Source organism: Gordonia prachuapensis (assembly GCF_036350515.1).
In the GTDB taxonomy this organism is placed as follows: Bacteria; Actinomycetota; Actinomycetes; order Mycobacteriales; family Mycobacteriaceae; genus Gordonia; species Gordonia prachuapensis.
In genome coordinates this window covers 16,700-33,652 of the sequence record NZ_JAZDUE010000001.1, presented here as the reverse complement: position 1 = coordinate 33,652, position 16,953 = coordinate 16,700, and the positions used below count along the sequence as shown (strand labels likewise).

Below are 16,953 nucleotides of genomic sequence, written 5' to 3'. Positions count from 1 at the left end.
CGTGACGGCGTCCACGGCGGATGGGACCGGTAGCTCCGCTCTGCCGACCGATCCGGACCATCTGACTCCGGACATGTTGTCGGACCTGCTCGGTCTCACCGGACGTCGAATCCTGTCCGTTCGTCATGAGCCGGTCGGGTCAGGGCAGATGGCCGGCTCGTTTCGCCTCACTCCGACGTACGACGATGGTGACGGTCTGCCACCCACGATGGTCGCCAAGATCGCGATCGGCGATGCGTCTCAACGCCAGTTCGCGTCCGGGGTGTTCCGCAATGAGGTGATGTTCTACCGCGACCTCGCTCCGACGCTCGATGTTCCGGTGCCGGCGTGTCACGCCGCCGAGATATCCACGGACGGCACCGAGTTCGTCCTCCTATTGCAGGACATGACGCCCGCGGCGCAGGGCGATCAGATCGCCGGGTGCACACCGCAGCAGGCTCGTGCCGTCGCCGTCGCCGCAGCGGGCCTGCACGCTCCGCGATGGTGTGACAAGAGCCTGTTCGACATGCGCGGACTCGCGCTACCCGGTCACGACGATCGGCTGCTGATGGACTCGGTCCTCGAGCCGATGGCCGAGGCGTTCCGGTCCCGATTCGACCTCGGCCGACGAGAGGCGGCGGCCATCGACTGGCTGGTCGCCGAGGCCGGTCCCTGGTTGGAGCGGAAGCCACGGACGTTCGCCGTGATTCACAGCGATCTCCGTATCGACAACGTCCTCTTCGGCCCCGCCGACACGGTCACTGTCGTCGACTGGCAGACGATCACTGTCGGGAATCCACTGCGCGACATCGCTTTCCTGCTATCCACGAGCCTGTCGGTCGCTGATCGGCGTGAGCATGAGCGCGATATCGTCGGCGCCTACCACGCGGCACTCGTGGAGAAGGGTGTGACCGGCTACTCACCTGAGGAGTGCTGGGCCGACTATGTCGACTCGCTGATCCAGGCGCCGATGATCATCGTGTTCGGCTGTGGTGCGGCGATCCCGACGGAGCGCGGCGATCGGATGTTCCGCGTCATGCTGGAGCGCAGTGCAGCAGCGATCGACGACCTCGTTCCCGGTGCGCTGGGGTGAAGCTGGTCATCGGCGCCACCGGCTTTCTCGGCTCCCGCCTGGTGCGTCAACTCGTGGAGTCGGGGGAATCGGTGCGTGTACTCGTCCGCCCGACCAGCGACACGAAGTCCATCAATGATCTCGATGTCGAACGGGCCGTCGGTGAGCTGTTCGACGCGGAGTCGGTTGCGGCCGCGATGGATGGCTGCGATGTGGTGTTCTACTGCGCTGTGGACACGCGGGCATGGCTGACCGACTCCACCCCGCTGTTTCGGACCAACGTCGATGCGCTGCGCGCGGTGCTGGACGTGGCCGTGTCGGTTGATCTGCGCGCCTTCGTTTTCACCAGCTCGGCCGCGACGATCGGGCTCGTGTCGGGGCGGCTCGCCGATGAGGGCGACGCGTTCAACTGGTCCGACCGGGCGCCCGATTATGTGCGTTCACGTGTCGCCGGGGAGGAACTGGTTCTCGACTACGCTCGCTCCCGGGGATTGCCCGCGATGGCGATGTGCGTGGCGAACACCTACGGTCCGGGCGACTGGCAACCGACGCCCCACGGTTCGTTCGTCGCCGGGGCCGCGCTGGGCAAGTTGCCGTTCACGGTCCGCGGGTGCCGATCCGAGTCCGTCGGTGTCGACGATGCCGCCCGGGCGCTGGTTCTGGCGGCTGAGCACGGTCGTCCCGGTGAGCGCTATATCGTCGCCGAAAGGTCCGTCGATCTGGGCGAAATCGTCGCGATCGCCGCCGACGCTGCGGGTCGCCGGCCACCGCGGCTCGTCCTCCACCGACGACTGCTGTATGCCATCGGAGCGGTGGGCTCGATGCTGACACGACTGACCGGGCGACCTCGTCAGTTGACGGTCGCCTCGGTCCGGCTGATGCACATCATGTCACCCATGGACCACACCAAAGCGGTACGCGAATTGGGTTGGAGCCCTTCGCCGGTGAGCGAGTCAGTCGTCGACGGTGCGCGCTTCTGGGTGGACCGAGTCGCGCGACGGCGTGCACAGCGGACGAATAGCGTGGGTGACCGCTGACGGTCGGTGTCTGTGGTCGGCGGTCCGCGGGTACGTGTGGCGGACACGACGAACCGAGCGCGTGTCCGATCGGTCCCAGGCAGTACGGGGCAGCGCGTTTCCCACAGGCCGACATTGGAGACCCGCGATGCCGACGATCCCGCGCCGTCGACCTTGAGAACCTGGTCCGCGCATACGTTCTCGGAATCACCATGGAGGTCCGTTGAGTCGTCGGCCGTCACCACGTTGGCGTCGGCGTCCGTGTCGCCTGCAGATGTCGGTTGGTCGGTGACGACCGGGACGAGACTCTCCTCGCCAGCCTGGTCATCTGCCTTCTCGTCCTCTGCCGTCTCGTCCTCTGCTGTCCGGTCCAGTTCGTCTGACACGTTCACGGCACCCTCGGACACGGTGGCTCGGTCGGCGTCGGTCGGGACGTCGGTGGTGAGGTCGGGTCTCCGGATCTCGGCGCCGCGGGTGTCGGACTTTCCGGCCCGGCAACCGTCCACACCACACCCGCAGCGCAATTCGACACCGGGCACCCCGATCAACTCCGCCAACGCGATCACCCGCTGCTGCCCGACCCGACGACCATCGGCCCGACACACCCGCTCGGCGATCAACCCGGCGATCCGCGTCTGCAGAAACACCCCAAACTCGGCCGGGATACACGCCTCAAGATTCATGTGCCCAAACGATTCCTTGCTGAGCACCACATTCGCGTAGACATCCGAGATGTCCTCACGGTTCTCGGCAGCACCATCCGGATCGAGACCGATCACCGCAGAATCCAGATCCTCACGCAACGCCGTATCCGTCGTCGCCCGATGACCCAACTCCAGAGCAATGTCCTCGAAGGTCACCGACACCCCACCGGCAGCGTCACCGGTGCCCGCACCGGCATCAGGATCGGCATCGTCGGCAGGAGTGTCATCGACATCATCGGCGGTAGTGGCGTCGGCATCGGAGCCGGCGTCCCCGCCCGATTCACCAGCATCCGCCGTCGGGTCTACCCCATCAGGGACGTCCTTGTCGGCGGGGTCCTTGTCGGCGGCATCCTTGTCGTGCGTGGGATCGTCGTGGCAGTCGTTGTGCCCGATCGCATCCTCGGCGGCCTCCGCGAACCGCTCCTGCAGATCACCCTTCGGCGCCGCCGCAGCCGCCCGCACCAACAACGACATCCGATGCGTGCTGAAATCACCGTCCAGATACGCCTCACGGATCTTCGGGAACTCCGCCAGCATCTCCCCCAGGCGCGACCACTTCCCCGCCATCGTGCGCGACACACCCAACCGCAACGAGATCTCCGAAATCGCAGCACGCTCGGCATGCTGACGCGCCCGCACCCGACCACCCGGCCCCTGCCCCAACAGGCGTTCGTTGTATGTCGAGAGCCCCAACCGATAGGCCCCCAGCACCACCCGCGCCTCGGCCTGCCGACTCAACCGCAACGCATCGCGTAAACCAGGAACCAGGTCATCGACATCCCCCGACGCCAGCAACCGCTCATCGGCTGGCCGATCGGAGAACGAGAACACTGAATGCCTTTCGAGAGATTTGGCTGCGGAGAATGTGGTGGAGAAGTACTGATGTCAGAGTATCGGGCGGGTACGACAAGAATCGTTCATCGAAGACGTCAGTGTGGATGCCCGCATTGATTCGTTGAGAACAGGGTATCGGTCGGCACCGACAAGATTGGCGCACAACGGTTCAAGAGGTCTCGATACACTTCTCGCCTAGCGGCTCGAAGCTACTCGACCAACGGTGAAGGCGCGGCTCGACGCTTCCGACCGGGCAGGCCCTTCGTGACGCATCGCTCGTTCCTCGCGAGGCTCCTCAGGGACCGATTTCACGTCACCACCCGTTCCTCGCGAGGCTCCTCAGGGACCGAGGGCCCGCATCGGAGTGTTCAGCTCAGGAGGTCGGCCAACTCCGCGAGAGTGTAAGGCGCCGAGTCCTTGTGGTCACGGTAGGCGACGAAGGATGCCTGTTGCGGCTCGTAGCGTCCGATGAAACCGCCTGCCGCAGTGAACACCTGACCGGTGATCGAGCGGGCGGCGTCACTGGCGAGGAAGACATACAGAGCGGCCACGTACTCCGGCGGCGCGGGATCGAGCGCTGCGTCGCGGGTCAGTTCGTCGAGGATGCCACGACGGTGCAGGCCCTCGATGTGCGCCACGTAGTCGTCGCCCGTCGACAATCGCGATTTCGCTCCGGGCATCACCACGTTCACCCTGACGCCCCGGTCGGCGAGATCCGCGCCCGCGGCGAGCGCCAAGGCGTTCACGCCGCCCTTGGCCGCCGGATATCCACTGCCCCCGAACATCCCGAGTGAGGCAGCCGAACCGGTCAAAACGATCGACCCCGACTCCTGCTCCGCGAAGATCCGACCGGCCGCCCGGACGAGGTGAAACGCACTCATGAGATGAGCGTCCAACTGGGCCCGGAAGTCCTCGGTGCTGATCGACAGGATCGTCGAACCCGGCGGCTCGGCGATACCCGCACAGTTCACGGCGATGTCGAGGGCCCCGAACTCGGACAACGCCGCATCGACCATCTTCTGGGCCACCCCGTCGTCGCCGGCCGACCCGACCACACCGACCGCGTACCCGCCGCCGCCACGGATCTCGGTGACGGTCTCGTCGACAGCCACGGAATCTCGCCCGTTGACCACCACCGAGACCCCGCGCCCGGACAGCGCATAGGCGACCGACAGTCCGATCCCCCGGGTCGCGCCGGCGATGGCGGCGACGCGACCCGACAGACTCAGCTCCGCAACCCCGCCTCCGGGTTGCGCCTGCGCATCGGCCGCATCAGACACCGCTGCTCACCGGGGTGATCGGGATGGATCGACCGCGGTCGGTGAACTCAAAACTCGCACCGGAGCTGAACCGTGCGATGGCCACCTCACCTGTTTCCTTGTGCGGCTCATCACCTCTGGACAGCACGAACTCGATGGCTCCGTCGGCCTCCCCGGCCGATGCCACCGTCCAGTACGTGTCGACGGCGGTCGCGATCGCCTGCAGCGGTCCGGACTCCCCGGCCTTCAGCAGCGTCACCCAGCCGCCGTCTGCCATGGCGCCCGAGTCGCTCGGCACCTGCACCACCACGTCGTCGCCGCGCACCTCAGCGCCGACTCCGGTGTACTGCCGCGGCCCCAGCACCGGATGCAGGTTGATCACCGTCGCCAACGCCTCCGCGTCGGAGCCCAATCGCAGTGCAGCTCGCAAACGGTCGGCCGACAACCCCGCGATGCCGGTCAACTGCTTGCGGTAGATCTCCTGCACCTGGTCTTCATCGGTGGCGTGCCGCCGCACCGACCAGAGGAATCCCAGCGACAGCAACTGGTGCTGCAAAGCGATCTCCTCGGCCATCCGCGCCAACGCGGTGTGCGACCACTCCCGGAACTGGAGGTCAGCCAGGAGCGGGCCGCGGTAGTCGACCAGCCCTTCGGTAGCCGACCCGTCGATGGGCGTGAGCTCGGTCCGTCCGGCGCGCGTTTCGAACATCTCCTGCGCATCGGCGGGGAGGGGCAGTTCATCCCGGTCGTCCTCGATCGTCACCGTCCACTCACAGTGTGGTGTACGACCTTCCGGCCGTCGGGGCGGCCGGTGGATCGGACGAATGCGCGCCCGCCGGTTCGTGGCGATGGCCGTCGCGTCGAAGGTCGGGTCCTCGATGTCGTGGCACATCGTCGTCACGTAGTCGTCGCCCATCGGTTCGACATCCATGAGTGCGCCGCAATGCTGCAGGAAGAACGACCCGTGATACTTGTCGGTGACCTCGTAACGAAAGTCCATGAACTGCGGCGGGGCACCGATGTCGAGCTGTAGGCACTTGAACATGTCCTCGACACCGTCACCGTCGATACCCAGGGCCGTGCGCATGCGGTGGGTGTAGACGGGGCTGGCCGCCATCCACTCCTCGATGGCGACCTGTCCCATCACCTCTCGTCCGAAGGCACTGATGAGATGGGCCATCCCACTGCGGTCGATCAACTGGCCGGACAGCAGCAGTTCCGGAACGAGAATGGCGAGCTGTTCTTGACTCAGGCCTTGATAGGCCGGGGCTGGAAGAGTCATGGTTCAGCTCACCAGAACGCGACCGGAGCCTTGCCGAACGGATACCACCCCGGCTGATCCCCGGTGGCCTTCTCGATCCGCTTGAGCATCCCGTCGCTCATCGCGTTGCTCTTGAGCATCTCGATGAACAGGGCGGAGACGTTGCCGTAGTCGAAGAAGTCACGCTGCCAGGAGAACTGGAAGTTGCCGCCGTATTTGAACCAGCTGCCCTGGATGCCTTCGAGGGCGTAGTGCGACCCGTCCTCGCGCGTGCCCTCGTAGACCTGCTTCCAGAAACCGATCATGTCGCCGGTCTGATCGTCGATCACCCACGCCTGATAGGGGTACTCCCAGCCTTCGAGCCCTTCCATCTCCTGGCCGAGCGCGATGTCACGGATCTCGTCGCGCCCGACGGCCATGAAATCCTTGTCCGGCCCGTAGTTCCACCCGTAGGTCGCGTCCTCGGTGTAGAACTCCGCGAGGGGCTTCCAGTCACCCGCCTTCTCCGCAGCGACGTTGGCGTCGAGCCATCGCTGCTTCATCTCCTCCAGTTCGGCACGATCAAAAGCCATGTCATCCACTCCACTTCACTCGTCTTCGAGATGATTCAGTCTTCAACAATTCTCAGAGCCTGGGTCGGGCAGTACATGACCGCGGCCTCGACCTCTGCTCGAGCGCTCTCATCGGGCTCTTTGTCCAAGATCTCGACGTGGTCGGAGTGCGCCCGGAAGACGTCGGGCGCCTCCATCTCGCACATGCCATGCCCCTGGCACAGATCCAGATCCACTTCGACACGCATCGGTGGTCACCGCCTCCGGTACTTCACGCGGCACGGCTGCTGGAGTTGGACCACCATCTTCGAGTGGTCGTTGCGGTAGGTCTCCGACGGTTGGAGCATCTCGAACTCGTAGTTCTGAAACAACACCGAGAAGATCGCCTTGAGCTGCATGATCGCGAACTGCGCACCGACACAGCGATGCCGGCCCGCGCCGAACGGAATCCACGTCCACCGGTTGGCCAGGTCCTCTTGCCGTGGCTTGTCGTAGCGGTCCGGGTCGAACGTGTCCGGTTCCGGGAAGTCCTCCGGCAGCCGGTTCGAGATCGCGGGCGAGACGGCGATCGACTGGCCGGCCTTCACCTCGAAGTCCTCGACGTGGAAATCGTTCTGCACCACACGCATCAGGACGATGAGCGGCGGATGGAGACGAAGCGCCTCCTTCAACGCGTTCTCCAGTTGCGGCATCTGGCGGGTGTGCGCGAACGTGTACTCCGGCCGCTCACCCTCCGGTGTGTCACCGTAGATCTCGTCGAGTTCGGCGTACACGCGTGCCATGTAGTCGGGATTGCGCAGCAACTCGATCAGCGTCCACGCCGCCGTGCCGGACGTGGTGTGATGTCCGGCGAACATCATCGAGATGAACATGCCGGTGATCGTGTTGGCGTCGAACCCGACCTGGACGAGGACGTCCATCAGGTCGCGATCTTCTTTGTTCTCGGTCGGATTCGCGATCCGCTCGTCCATCACACCCTGGATGAACTCGACCAACTCGGCCCGGGCCTCGTCCCGCTTGCGGAAGCTCTCGATGTCGGCGTTGTAGTCGACGTAGGCGATCGGGTCGGTGCCCTTCTCCAGATCGTGGAACAGGTGCGCGATGTGCCCGTCGAGCCGCTCGCGGAACTTCCGACCGATCAGGCACGCCGACGACGTGTACAGCGTGAGTTCCGCGAAGAACTCGAGCAGATCGATCTCGCCTTCCTCACCCCAGTTCGCGATGATCCGCTCGGCCTCGTTCGGGATGGTCACCGCATGCTGCTTCATGTGCGGGCCCTTGAGCGCCGAATTGTGAATGGCCTTCGAGCGTTCCTCCGGGCTGGTGTCGAAGACCACGCCCTCACCGAACACGGGTGTCATGAACGGATATGCGGCGGCCTGATCGAGATCCTCCTCCGGAGCGCGGAAGAACTCCTCATTCGCGAGCGCACCCGAGACCAACACGACCTCACGGTCGGCGAGTTGGAACTGTCCGACGTCGCCGCATTCCTCGCGCACGCGCCAGAACAGACCGATCGGGTCGGTGGCCAGTTCGTCGAGGTGGCCGTGCTCGCCGTCTCCGCCGGAGACGCGCTTGGGCTTGGTCAGAGCGGTCATGCGTCGGATCCCTTCTTGTTGAGTGCGCCTTCGGCCTCGATCTCCACCACGCGCATGTGCGCGCCACGCGGCATCGCGACGATGGCGGCGACGCCCTGGGCGAGATGCTCCGGCGCGAGGAAGTTCCCGTGCCGCGCCAGGCCGTGTTTGATCCAGTCGTTGAGCATGGCCTCGGTGGATTCCTGATCCAGATTCATGCCCATCCCGGTGATGGTCTGCCCGGGCCGGATGACGCTGGCCCGCACCCCGGTTCCCTCGAGTTCGAGTTGGACGGTCGCCACGAGACCGTCGATGCCTGCCTTCGCGGCCACATAGGCCGACGACCACGGACGCGGATGCAAGACGACATCCGAACCGATGAACACGAAGTCGCCACGACCCCGTTCGATCATGCCGGGAACGACGGCCCGATAGATCCGATGCGCGCCGATGAGGTGAATGTTCACCTGCGAGGCGAACTCTTCCGGCGTCACCTCGTAGGACAGTCCGATCGCGAGGTCACCCGCGCCGGCGACCGTGACCTCGATTGGCCCCAACGCAGCCTCGGCCTTGGCGACACAGTCGACGACCGACTGCTCGTCGGTGACGTCGAGCGGAACGGCGACGGCCTCACCACCGGACGCGGTGATCTTGTCCGCGAGTTCCTGGAGACGGTCGATGCGACGGGCCGCGAGTGCCACCGGATAGCCTGCCGCAGCGAGGTATTCCGCGGTGGCCGCGCCGATACCCGACGATGCGCCGGCCACCAGGACCGGACGTCGGTCGGGATGTGGGATGAACGCCATCAGCGCACCTGCACTTTCACGGGGAGTTCGGCAAAGCCGCGCACATTCACCGAATGCACGCGAACCGCCTTCTCGATGTCGATGTCGACGGACTTGATGGTTCGGACCACCTCGGACAGGCCGATATTCGACTCGAGCCGGGCCAGGTGGGCACCCAGGCAGAAGTGCGTGCCCATCCCGAAGCTCATCAGCGACTGGCTGCAGTCGCGTCCGATCTGGTACGCGTCGGCGTTCTCGAAGACTTCCTCGTCGCGGTTGGCCGATCCGACGAGCAGCAGGACCCGATCGCCCTCCGGGATGGTGATGTCGCCGTAGGTGACATCGGTGGCGACCTTGCGCAGCACGATCTGCGTCGAGTTGTCGTAACGCAGTGTCTCTTCGGTCCAGTCCGGTACGAGCTCCGGATCGGCGATCACCTTGGCGAGCTCGTCGGGGTTGCGCCACGCCCAATACAGGGCATTGGCAAGCAGTTTCGTGGTGGTCTCGTTGCCCGCGACCACCATCAGCACCATGAACCCGACGATCTCGTCCTCTGTGAGGCTGGTCTTCTCACCGGTCTCGTCGTCGTCGATCTCCGCGGTGATCAGGGCCGACACGAGGTCCTCACCGAGATCACCTCTGCGCTCGGCGATCAACGCTGTGTAGTACTTGTGCAGCTCGATGTACGCGTAGACGGCGGCTTCGGGGATGTCGAGCACGCCTTCCTCGCGGTGCAACAGCAGATCCGACTGCTTGCGCAGGAACGAACGGTCGGCCTCCGGCACACCCAGCAGCTCCGACACCACGTCCATCGGCAGCAGGCCCGCGAAGTCCTCGACGTAGTCGAACTCCCCCTTCTCCAGGCACTTGTCCCAGTGCTGTCGAGTCAATTCCGTGATGCGCTCGGTCAGGTCGTTGACGCGGCGCGGGGTGAAGCCCTTCGACACCAGCTTCCGGATACGCATGTGCTTCGGGTCGTCCATCGCCAAGAACGACATGGACTTGTGGGCGTCCGGGCCGTACGACGACGGGTCCATCGACACGCCCCACGCGTTCGACAGGTTCACCGCATCCCGGAACCCGGCTCGGACGTCGGCGTGCTTGGCCAGCGCCCAGAAGTTCATCTCAGCGTTGTAGTAGACCGACGCCTCGTGCCGGAGCCGGGCGTAGGTCGGGTACGGATCCTCGTGGAATTCATAGGCATACGGATCGAACGGGACCAGATGCTCCATACCGGTGCGCGTGACGATGTCGGTCATCACTTCTCCATCAGTAGATGTGCGGCTGCGACAAGACGTTCCGACGTCTGCTCGTAGGACATGTGCCCCATCCCGGCGTGCACGAGACCGCCGGCGTAGATCATCTCCAGCGCGTCGAGCAGCGGCCCGGGGTGCTCGGGGTCGACCTCCAACGCCTCGGCGAGCCGTCGCCGGATGAATCCGCCGATGCGCAGACGTAGATGCTCGACGTCCGGGTCGGTGCCCAGCAGCGCCATCGTGACCGCTCCTCCGAGCTGCCCTTCACCGGCCACCACCATCGAGACCTCGCGCAATACCTGCGAAACCCGTTCGGCCGGCGGGGACGACAGATCCGGCTCCGCGACGCCGGCACTGAGACGACGCCAGAAGACCTCCGCGACAAGGTGACTCTTCGACGAGAAGTAGGTGTAGGCCGTGGCCGGCGCGACACCCGCCAACTTCGCGACCGAACGCACGGTAAGCCCGTCGAAGCCTTCGGTGTTGAGGACCTCGACGGCCGCGTCGGTCAGCCGATTGACGGTTTCCGCCTGCTGCTGCGTGAGCCTCCGGCGGGTCGATTCCTGGAACACGGGACTGGACATGTGAGCGAGGCTACACTAGCTTTGAACTTGAGTCCAGACACCTGTCCAGATGGAGTTCCAGACAATGGCCCTACGCCCCGCATCGTCGTCAGAACTGCTGATCGACGGCAAACTCGTCACCGGCAACAGTGGCACGTTCGATGTCGTGAACCCGGCAACCGAAGAGGTTCTCGGCCAGGCCGCCGACGCCACCGCCGACGACATGGATGCCGCCATCGCGGCCGCCCGGCGGGCCTTCGATGCCACCGACTGGTCGCGCGACCACGCCTTCCGCGCTCGATGCCTCCGCCAGTTGCGCGACGCCCTACTCGCGCACGGGGATGAGTTCCGCGAACTCACCGTCGCCGAGGTCGGTTGTCCCGCCTTCCTGACCAGCGGCCCGCAGTTCGAAGGCCCGGTCACCGACTTGGGCTATTTCGCCGATCTCGCCGAGAACCACGAGTGGACAAAAGATCTCGGCCTGGCCAAACCGATGGGCCTCAAGAACACTCGCGAGGTCCGCTATGAGGGCGTCGGCGTGGTCGGCGCCATCACCCCGTGGAACTTCCCGCACCAGATCAACTTCGCGAAGATCGGCCCGGCCCTGGCCGCCGGGTGCACGGTGGTCCTGAAGCCCGCACCCGACACACCGTGGTGCGCGGCGCTCGTCGGGAAGGTGATCGCCGAGGAAACCGACTTCCCACCCGGCGTGATCAACATCGTCACCTCCAGCGACCACTCACTCGGCGCCCAGTTGTCGACCGACCCACGCGTCGACCTGGTGTCGTTCACGGGTTCCACCGCGACCGGCCGCAAGGTGATGGCGTCGGCGGCGGAGACGCTGAAGAAGGTGTTCCTCGAACTGGGCGGCAAGTCGGCATTCATCGTCCTCGACGACGCCGACCTTGCATCAGCCTGCTCGATGGCGGCGTTCAACGTCGTCACCCACGCCGGGCAGGGTTGCGCGATCACCACCAGGCTCCTCGTTCCTCGCGAAAAGCTCGAGGAGGCAACGGCTCTCACCCGAGATGCCATGTCGGGGTTCGCCGCCGGCGACCCCACCGACCCCGGCACCATCTGCGGACCGCTGATCTCCGCGGCGCAGCGCCAACGCGTCGAGTCCTACATCGAACTCGCCAGGAGCGAGGGCGGGACCATCGAGGTCGGCGGCGGACGCCCCGCCGACAAGAGCGCGGGTTTCTTCGTCGAGCCCACACTGATCTCGGGGCTCGACAACTCCGCGCGCGTGGCGCAGGAGGAGATCTTCGGTCCGGTTCTGGTGATCCTCGCCCATGACGGCGACGACGACGCCATCCGCATCGCCAACGACTCACCATACGGCCTGTCGGGGGCGGTCTGGGGCACGGACCCAGACCGGATCAACAAGGTGGTCAACGGAGTTCGGACCGGCACGATGGGCATCAACGGCGGTATCTGGTACGCCGCCGACGTGCCGTTCGGCGGCTACAAGCAGTCCGGTATCGGACGGGAGATGGGTGTCGCCGGCTTCGAGGAGTATCTGGAGTCCAAAGCCGTGGCGACGCCGGCATGACTACCTGTCACCGACCGCTGGGGCGATCTCGATACGCCTCCAACCGCTGGTCGAGTAGCGACGAGCGAGCGCAGCGAGCCCGACGCGTATCGAGGCCCCGCCAACCGATCTCGATACGCCTCCTCGCAAGCTCGTCGGCTACTCGATCAACGAAGAAGGGACCACCCAACCGCCGGTCGATCAACGAAGAAGGGACCACCCACCGCTGGTCGATTAGCGACGAGCGAGCTTGCGAGCCCGACGCGTATCCGCCGGGCTGAGCTTGTCGAAGTCGAGGCCCCGCCAACCGATCTCGATACGCCTCCTCGCAAGCTCGTCGGCTACTCGATCAACGAAGAAGGCCGCTGGTTGAGTAGCGGTGAGCGAGCTTGCGAGCCCACCGCGTATCGAAACCGAAACCACAACAGAAAGCAGGACAATGACTTCCGAGAACCGTAAGCGTTTCCAGGACAAGACCATCATCGTGACGGGCGCCGCCGGAGGGATCGGTGAGGCGTACGCGCGTGGGCTCGCCGCCGAGGGCGCCAACGTCGTGATCGCCGACCTCAACGACGAGACGGGCAAGCAGGTCGCCGCCGACATCGGCGGCCTGTACGTCAACACCGATGTCTCCGACGAGCAGTCGGCACAGGCACTCGCGACCGCGGCGGTCGACGCCTACGGCACGGTTCACGGTCTGGTGAACAACGCCGCCATCTACGGCGGGATGAAGCTCGATTTCCTCATCACCGTGCCGTGGGACTACTACAAGAAGTTCATGAGCGTGAACCTCGACGGGGCGCTCAACGTCACCCGCGCCGTCTATCCGCACATGACCGATGGTGGCGCCATCGTCAACCAATCCTCCACGGCGGCGTGGCTCTACAGCGGCTTCTACGGACTGGCCAAGGTCGGCGTGAACGGCCTCACCCAACAGCTGGCCACCGAGCTCGGAGGCCAGAACATCCGGGTCAACGCGATCGCTCCGGGACCCATCGACACCGAGGCCACCCGGTCCACCACCCCGAAGGAGATGGTCGCCGACATCGTCAACCGGCTGCCGCTCAAGCGGTTCGGTACACCCGAGGATCTGGTCGGCATGTGTCTGTTCCTGCTCTCCGACGAGGCGGGATGGGTGACCGGTCAGATCTTCAACGTCGACGGCGGGCAGGTCATCCGGTCATGAGCGACGGCTCCACACCGTCGGCCGGGCGCGCACGGCTCGGCTACGTCGGCCTCGGCAACATCGGCGGACCCATGGCAGCACGTCTGGCGAAGTGGGACGGCGGTCTGATCGTCTTCGACTTGTCCGACGATGCGGTGCGAACCCTCGTCGACCAGGGTGCACGCTCGGCCGAGTCGCCGGCCGCGCTCGCCGCCACCACGGATATCATCGGGATCTGCGTGGTCACCGACGAGCAGGTGCGAGCGGTGGTATCGGGTGCGGACGGTCTGCTGTCGACCGCGCGCCCGGGCACGATCATCACGGTTCACTCCACCATCAGCCCGGAGACCGCATCCGAACTCGCCGAGGTGTGTGCGCAGAAGGACGTACGCCTGCTCGACGCACCGATCTCCGGCGGCGCCCCGGGCGCCGAACAGGGACGGCTCGCCATCATGGTCGGCGGGCCGCGCGAGGCCTACCAGCAGCTGAAAGAACCGTTCGCACTGTGCGCCGACATGATCGTGCATGCCGGGGACGCGGTCGGCTCCGGGACCCGGATGAAACTGGCGCGCAACCTCCTGCATTTCATCTCCTTCACCGCCGCCACCGAGGCGTCCCGACTGGCCGAGGCGGCGGGAATCGACATCGCCAAGCTCGGCAAGGTGGTCCGACACACCGATGCCATCACCGGTGGCGCAGGTGCAATCATGTTGCGCGACACCACAGCCGAGATCGATCCCGACGATTTCTGGTACGACATCTTCACACACGTGCGAACCTTGGGAGAGAAGGATCTGGCGCTGGCCCTCGACCTGGGCGAACGCCTCGGCGTGAACCTACCCCTGGGCACCCGGGCATACGCCGACCTGGCACGCGGCCTCGGCGTACCGCACCACGAAGGAGAGGCATGACCGACACCGACACCCAGCACACGCCATCGGATCAACGCCGACGCGGACTCGAGATGATGTCGCAGGTCTACGGATGGGAGATGTCCGACGGACCAGGACTGCATTTCGCCCACACCGCCGACCAACTCTTCGCCGAGGTCTGGACGCGCGAAGGGCTGTCCATCCGCGACCGCCGGCTCCTACTCCTCGGCGCACTCGCGGCCGGCGGACACGTCGACGTCGCCGAGATCCAGGCCGGCGCCGCCCTCGGCAACGGCGAACTGACCCCGGAGCAGTTGGAGGAGATCGCGCTGTTCCTCTGCTACTACGTGGGTTGGCCGGTCGGCACCAAGATGAACATGATGTTCGGAGAGGTCAGCAAGAACTACCGCAAGAATCAGGGAAAATGATGTCCGTGGCGTTCACCGAGCTGACCGGAGGAGCCGGCTGCTCCATCGTCAGTGCCACACCCGGCCCCGATCTCACCGCACATGGCTACCGCGAGAACGAGTACGCCGTGCACGGTATCGCGCGCAGCTTCGCGCCGTCGGGTGCCTCGTTCGCGGTCGTCGACACCGCCGCCTACACGACCCGCGCCCTGGTACGACGACCGATCGACACCGCCGACTTCACCGGCACGGTCGTCGTGGAATGGCTCAATGTGTCGAGCGGGGCCGACGCGGCACCCGAGTACACCTACCTGTCCGACGAACTCGTCCGAGCCGGATACGTCTGGGTCGGGATCTCGGCACAGTTCACCGGGATCGAAGGCGGCCACGGCTCGGTGGGCATGGCGCTCGGCAGTGGACCGCAGTCGCTGGCCGCCAAGGACCCGCAACGCTACGGCGACCTGCACCATCCGGGCGACGCCTACTGCTTCGACATCTTCGGCACCGTCTGCGCGGCACTGCGACAGGCCTCCGACGACAGCCACCCGCTGGGCGGCCTGTCGGTGAAACATCTTTTGGCCGTGGGTGAGTCGCAGTCGGCGATGGCGCTCACGACCTATGCGAATCATGTCGTCGAGGTCCACGACGCGATCGACGGCATCCTCATCCACAGTCGCGCGGCCGGCGAGATGCCCTTCGGGGACCCCGGATGCGGTGTCGACATCGCCACCGTGTTCGACGCCGACCCGGCGACGATCCGTGAGTCCCTGCGCATCCCGGTGCTGATCGTGCAAACCGAGACCGACGTACTGACGAACTTCCGGTTCGTCCGGTCCCGCCAACCCGACACCGACCGTCTGCGGCTCTGGGAGATCGCCGGCACCGCGCACGCCGATCTCCATCAGATCGGCCCGTACGAGGATCTGCTCGGCTGTCCCACGCCGGTCAACCGCGGGCAGCAGCGCTTCGTCCTGCGGGCCGCCCTGAGCCACCTAACGCGGTGGGCCGGCGGAGGTACGCCACCGCCGTCCGCGCCACCGCTGTGCGTCGACGACGCCACCGACACTTTCGAACTCGATGAGATCGGCAATGTCCGCGGCGGGGTCCGCACCCCCTGTGTCGATGTCCCGACGCAAGTGCTGAGCGGGATCGTCTCCGGTGAGCTGCCGAGGATCTGCCTGCTGTTCGGGTCGACCACGCCTGCCGACCCGGACCTTCTCGCCCGCCGCTACCGCGACACCGACGACTATCTGGCGCAGTATCGCGCCGCGACCACCGAGGTCATCGACGCCGGATTCGCGCTCGAAGCCGACCGCGAGGAGATCCTCGCCGATGCCCGCCCCGACCTCGTGCCCGCCCCGACTTCAAACCCCTCGAGCCCACAGTCGACCGTCCGATGAGCCGAGACCGTGCCGAGCGGTGCCGATCACGGCGACCGTTCGAGCAGCGATAGGAGCCCCATGGAGTTCACCCTCGAGGACATTTCCGACGACGAGATCGCGCGCCGCCGGGACCTGTACGAACCGCTCACCGATTCGGTCCGCGAACTCGTCGACGCGGTGATCCGCACCGAGGTCGACGACGACTCGGTACGCGAGGCCCATCGATTGATCGAGGCGGCTGTCAACACCCTGCGCGCCAAGCAGATCGACGGGTCCTACGGGGTCCGCTTCACCGCGGACCTGCAGGGCATGCCGTGGGGAAATGCGGTGATCGGGCTTCGAAACGCCATTGCGCCACCCGTGCAGACGGTGCGCCATGCGGACGACCGCGTCACCGCGGATTTCACGCTCGGCGCGGCGTACGAGGGTCCGTCGGACTGTGTGCACGGCGGGATCTGCGCGATGGTTCTCGACCATGTGCTCGGCGAGGCCGGTAGCGCCGACGACGTCCCGTGCTACACGGGCACCATCTCGCTGCGCTTTCTGCGCCCCACCCCACTCGGATCACTGCACGCCGAGGCCGTCATCGTCGAGCGGGACGGGCGAAAGAAGATCGTGCACGGTTCGCTGTCAGATGAGAAGGGACAGACGGTGACCGCCGAAGGCGTGTTCATCGTGCCCAAGAACTGGGACGGGCCGATGCCCCGCAAGGCGCGACGTCCGGGCGACGCTTAACCGA

General features: G+C 65.8%; 16 protein-coding genes. 8 read left to right on the top strand and 8 right to left on the bottom strand.

What is annotated here, in order from left to right; genetic code table 11:
• Nucleotides 1–73: 73 nt before the first annotated feature.
• Together V1Y59_RS00155 and V1Y59_RS00150 are read left to right on the top strand one after the other, a co-directional pair.
• Nucleotides 74–1,072, top strand: coding sequence for a phosphotransferase (locus tag V1Y59_RS00155; protein ID WP_330503214.1), 999 nt, complete (start codon nucleotides 74–76; stop codon nucleotides 1,070–1,072).
• The gene (locus V1Y59_RS00150) at nucleotides 1,069–2,088 is read left to right on the top strand and encodes an NAD-dependent epimerase/dehydratase family protein (RefSeq protein WP_330502837.1); all 1,020 of its coding nucleotides are present in this window, start codon (nucleotides 1,069–1,071) and stop codon (nucleotides 2,086–2,088) included. The genes V1Y59_RS00155 and V1Y59_RS00150 overlap by 4 nt, the downstream gene beginning before the upstream one ends.
• 1,885 nt (nucleotides 2,089–3,973) lie before the next feature.
• Here the strand turns inward: V1Y59_RS00150 and V1Y59_RS00145 are convergent.
• From V1Y59_RS00145 to V1Y59_RS00110, 8 genes are read right to left on the bottom strand one after another with little or no spacing between them, the layout of a single operon-like run.
• Nucleotides 3,974–4,834 (bottom strand): SDR family NAD(P)-dependent oxidoreductase, encoded by an 861-nt coding sequence (locus V1Y59_RS00145; protein ID WP_330503213.1) that lies wholly within the window; start codon nucleotides 4,832–4,834, stop codon nucleotides 3,974–3,976.
• A 43-nt stretch (nucleotides 4,835–4,877) separates the two neighbouring features.
• Entirely contained in the window at nucleotides 4,878–6,146 is a 1,269-nt protein-coding gene (locus V1Y59_RS00140; RefSeq protein WP_330502835.1) for a hypothetical protein, read from the bottom strand.
• Between the two features lie 8 nt (nucleotides 6,147–6,154).
• Entirely contained in the window at nucleotides 6,155–6,697 is a 543-nt protein-coding gene (locus tag V1Y59_RS00135; protein ID WP_330432852.1) for a Cif family virulence factor, read from the bottom strand.
• A gap of 35 nt (nucleotides 6,698–6,732) precedes the next feature.
• Nucleotides 6,733–6,924: a ferredoxin gene (locus tag V1Y59_RS00130; RefSeq protein ID WP_330432853.1), complete on the bottom strand. Its 192-nt coding sequence runs from the start codon at nucleotides 6,922–6,924 to the stop codon at nucleotides 6,733–6,735.
• Nucleotides 6,925–6,930: 6 nt separating this feature from the next.
• Nucleotides 6,931–8,274 carry a cytochrome P450 gene (locus V1Y59_RS00125; RefSeq protein WP_330502834.1) on the bottom strand — a complete coding sequence of 448 codons (1,344 nt, stop codon included), beginning with the start codon at nucleotides 8,272–8,274 and terminating at the stop codon, nucleotides 6,931–6,933.
• The gene (locus tag V1Y59_RS00120) at nucleotides 8,271–9,059 is read right to left on the bottom strand and encodes an SDR family oxidoreductase (protein ID WP_330502833.1); all 789 of its coding nucleotides are present in this window, start codon (nucleotides 9,057–9,059) and stop codon (nucleotides 8,271–8,273) included. Before V1Y59_RS00120 ends, V1Y59_RS00125 begins: the two co-directional genes overlap by 4 nt.
• On the bottom strand, nucleotides 9,059–10,297 hold the full coding sequence (locus tag V1Y59_RS00115; RefSeq protein WP_330502832.1) for a cytochrome P450: 1,239 nt from the start codon (nucleotides 10,295–10,297) through the stop codon (nucleotides 9,059–9,061). The genes V1Y59_RS00120 and V1Y59_RS00115 overlap by 1 nt, the downstream gene beginning before the upstream one ends.
• Nucleotides 10,297–10,878, bottom strand: coding sequence for a TetR/AcrR family transcriptional regulator (locus tag V1Y59_RS00110; protein WP_330502831.1), 582 nt, complete (start codon nucleotides 10,876–10,878; stop codon nucleotides 10,297–10,299). The genes V1Y59_RS00115 and V1Y59_RS00110 overlap by 1 nt, the downstream gene beginning before the upstream one ends.
• Before the next feature lie 64 nt (nucleotides 10,879–10,942).
• Between V1Y59_RS00110 and V1Y59_RS00105 the strand changes: the two genes are divergently transcribed.
• The 6 genes from V1Y59_RS00105 to V1Y59_RS00080 all read left to right on the top strand — a co-directional run bounded on the left by V1Y59_RS00105 (nucleotide 10,943) and on the right by V1Y59_RS00080 (nucleotide 16,949).
• Entirely contained in the window at nucleotides 10,943–12,409 is a 1,467-nt protein-coding gene (locus tag V1Y59_RS00105) for an aldehyde dehydrogenase (RefSeq protein ID WP_330503211.1), read from the top strand.
• A gap of 418 nt (nucleotides 12,410–12,827) precedes the next feature.
• A complete protein-coding gene (locus tag V1Y59_RS00100; protein WP_330502830.1) occupies nucleotides 12,828–13,574 on the top strand; it encodes an SDR family oxidoreductase in 747 nt (248 codons plus the stop codon).
• Nucleotides 13,571–14,464 carry an NAD(P)-dependent oxidoreductase gene (locus V1Y59_RS00095; RefSeq protein WP_330502829.1) on the top strand — a complete coding sequence of 298 codons (894 nt, stop codon included), beginning with the start codon at nucleotides 13,571–13,573 and terminating at the stop codon, nucleotides 14,462–14,464. The genes V1Y59_RS00100 and V1Y59_RS00095 overlap by 4 nt, the downstream gene beginning before the upstream one ends.
• Nucleotides 14,461–14,853, top strand: a complete 393-nt coding sequence (locus tag V1Y59_RS00090; protein WP_330502828.1) for a carboxymuconolactone decarboxylase family protein — start codon at nucleotides 14,461–14,463, stop codon at nucleotides 14,851–14,853. Before V1Y59_RS00095 ends, V1Y59_RS00090 begins: the two co-directional genes overlap by 4 nt.
• Nucleotides 14,850–16,232, top strand: coding sequence for an alpha/beta hydrolase domain-containing protein (locus tag V1Y59_RS00085; RefSeq protein WP_330502827.1), 1,383 nt, complete (start codon nucleotides 14,850–14,852; stop codon nucleotides 16,230–16,232). Before V1Y59_RS00090 ends, V1Y59_RS00085 begins: the two co-directional genes overlap by 4 nt.
• Before the next feature lie 60 nt (nucleotides 16,233–16,292).
• Nucleotides 16,293–16,949: a PaaI family thioesterase gene (locus tag V1Y59_RS00080; protein WP_330502826.1), complete on the top strand. Its 657-nt coding sequence runs from the start codon at nucleotides 16,293–16,295 to the stop codon at nucleotides 16,947–16,949.
• Nucleotides 16,950–16,953 lie beyond the last annotated feature (4 nt).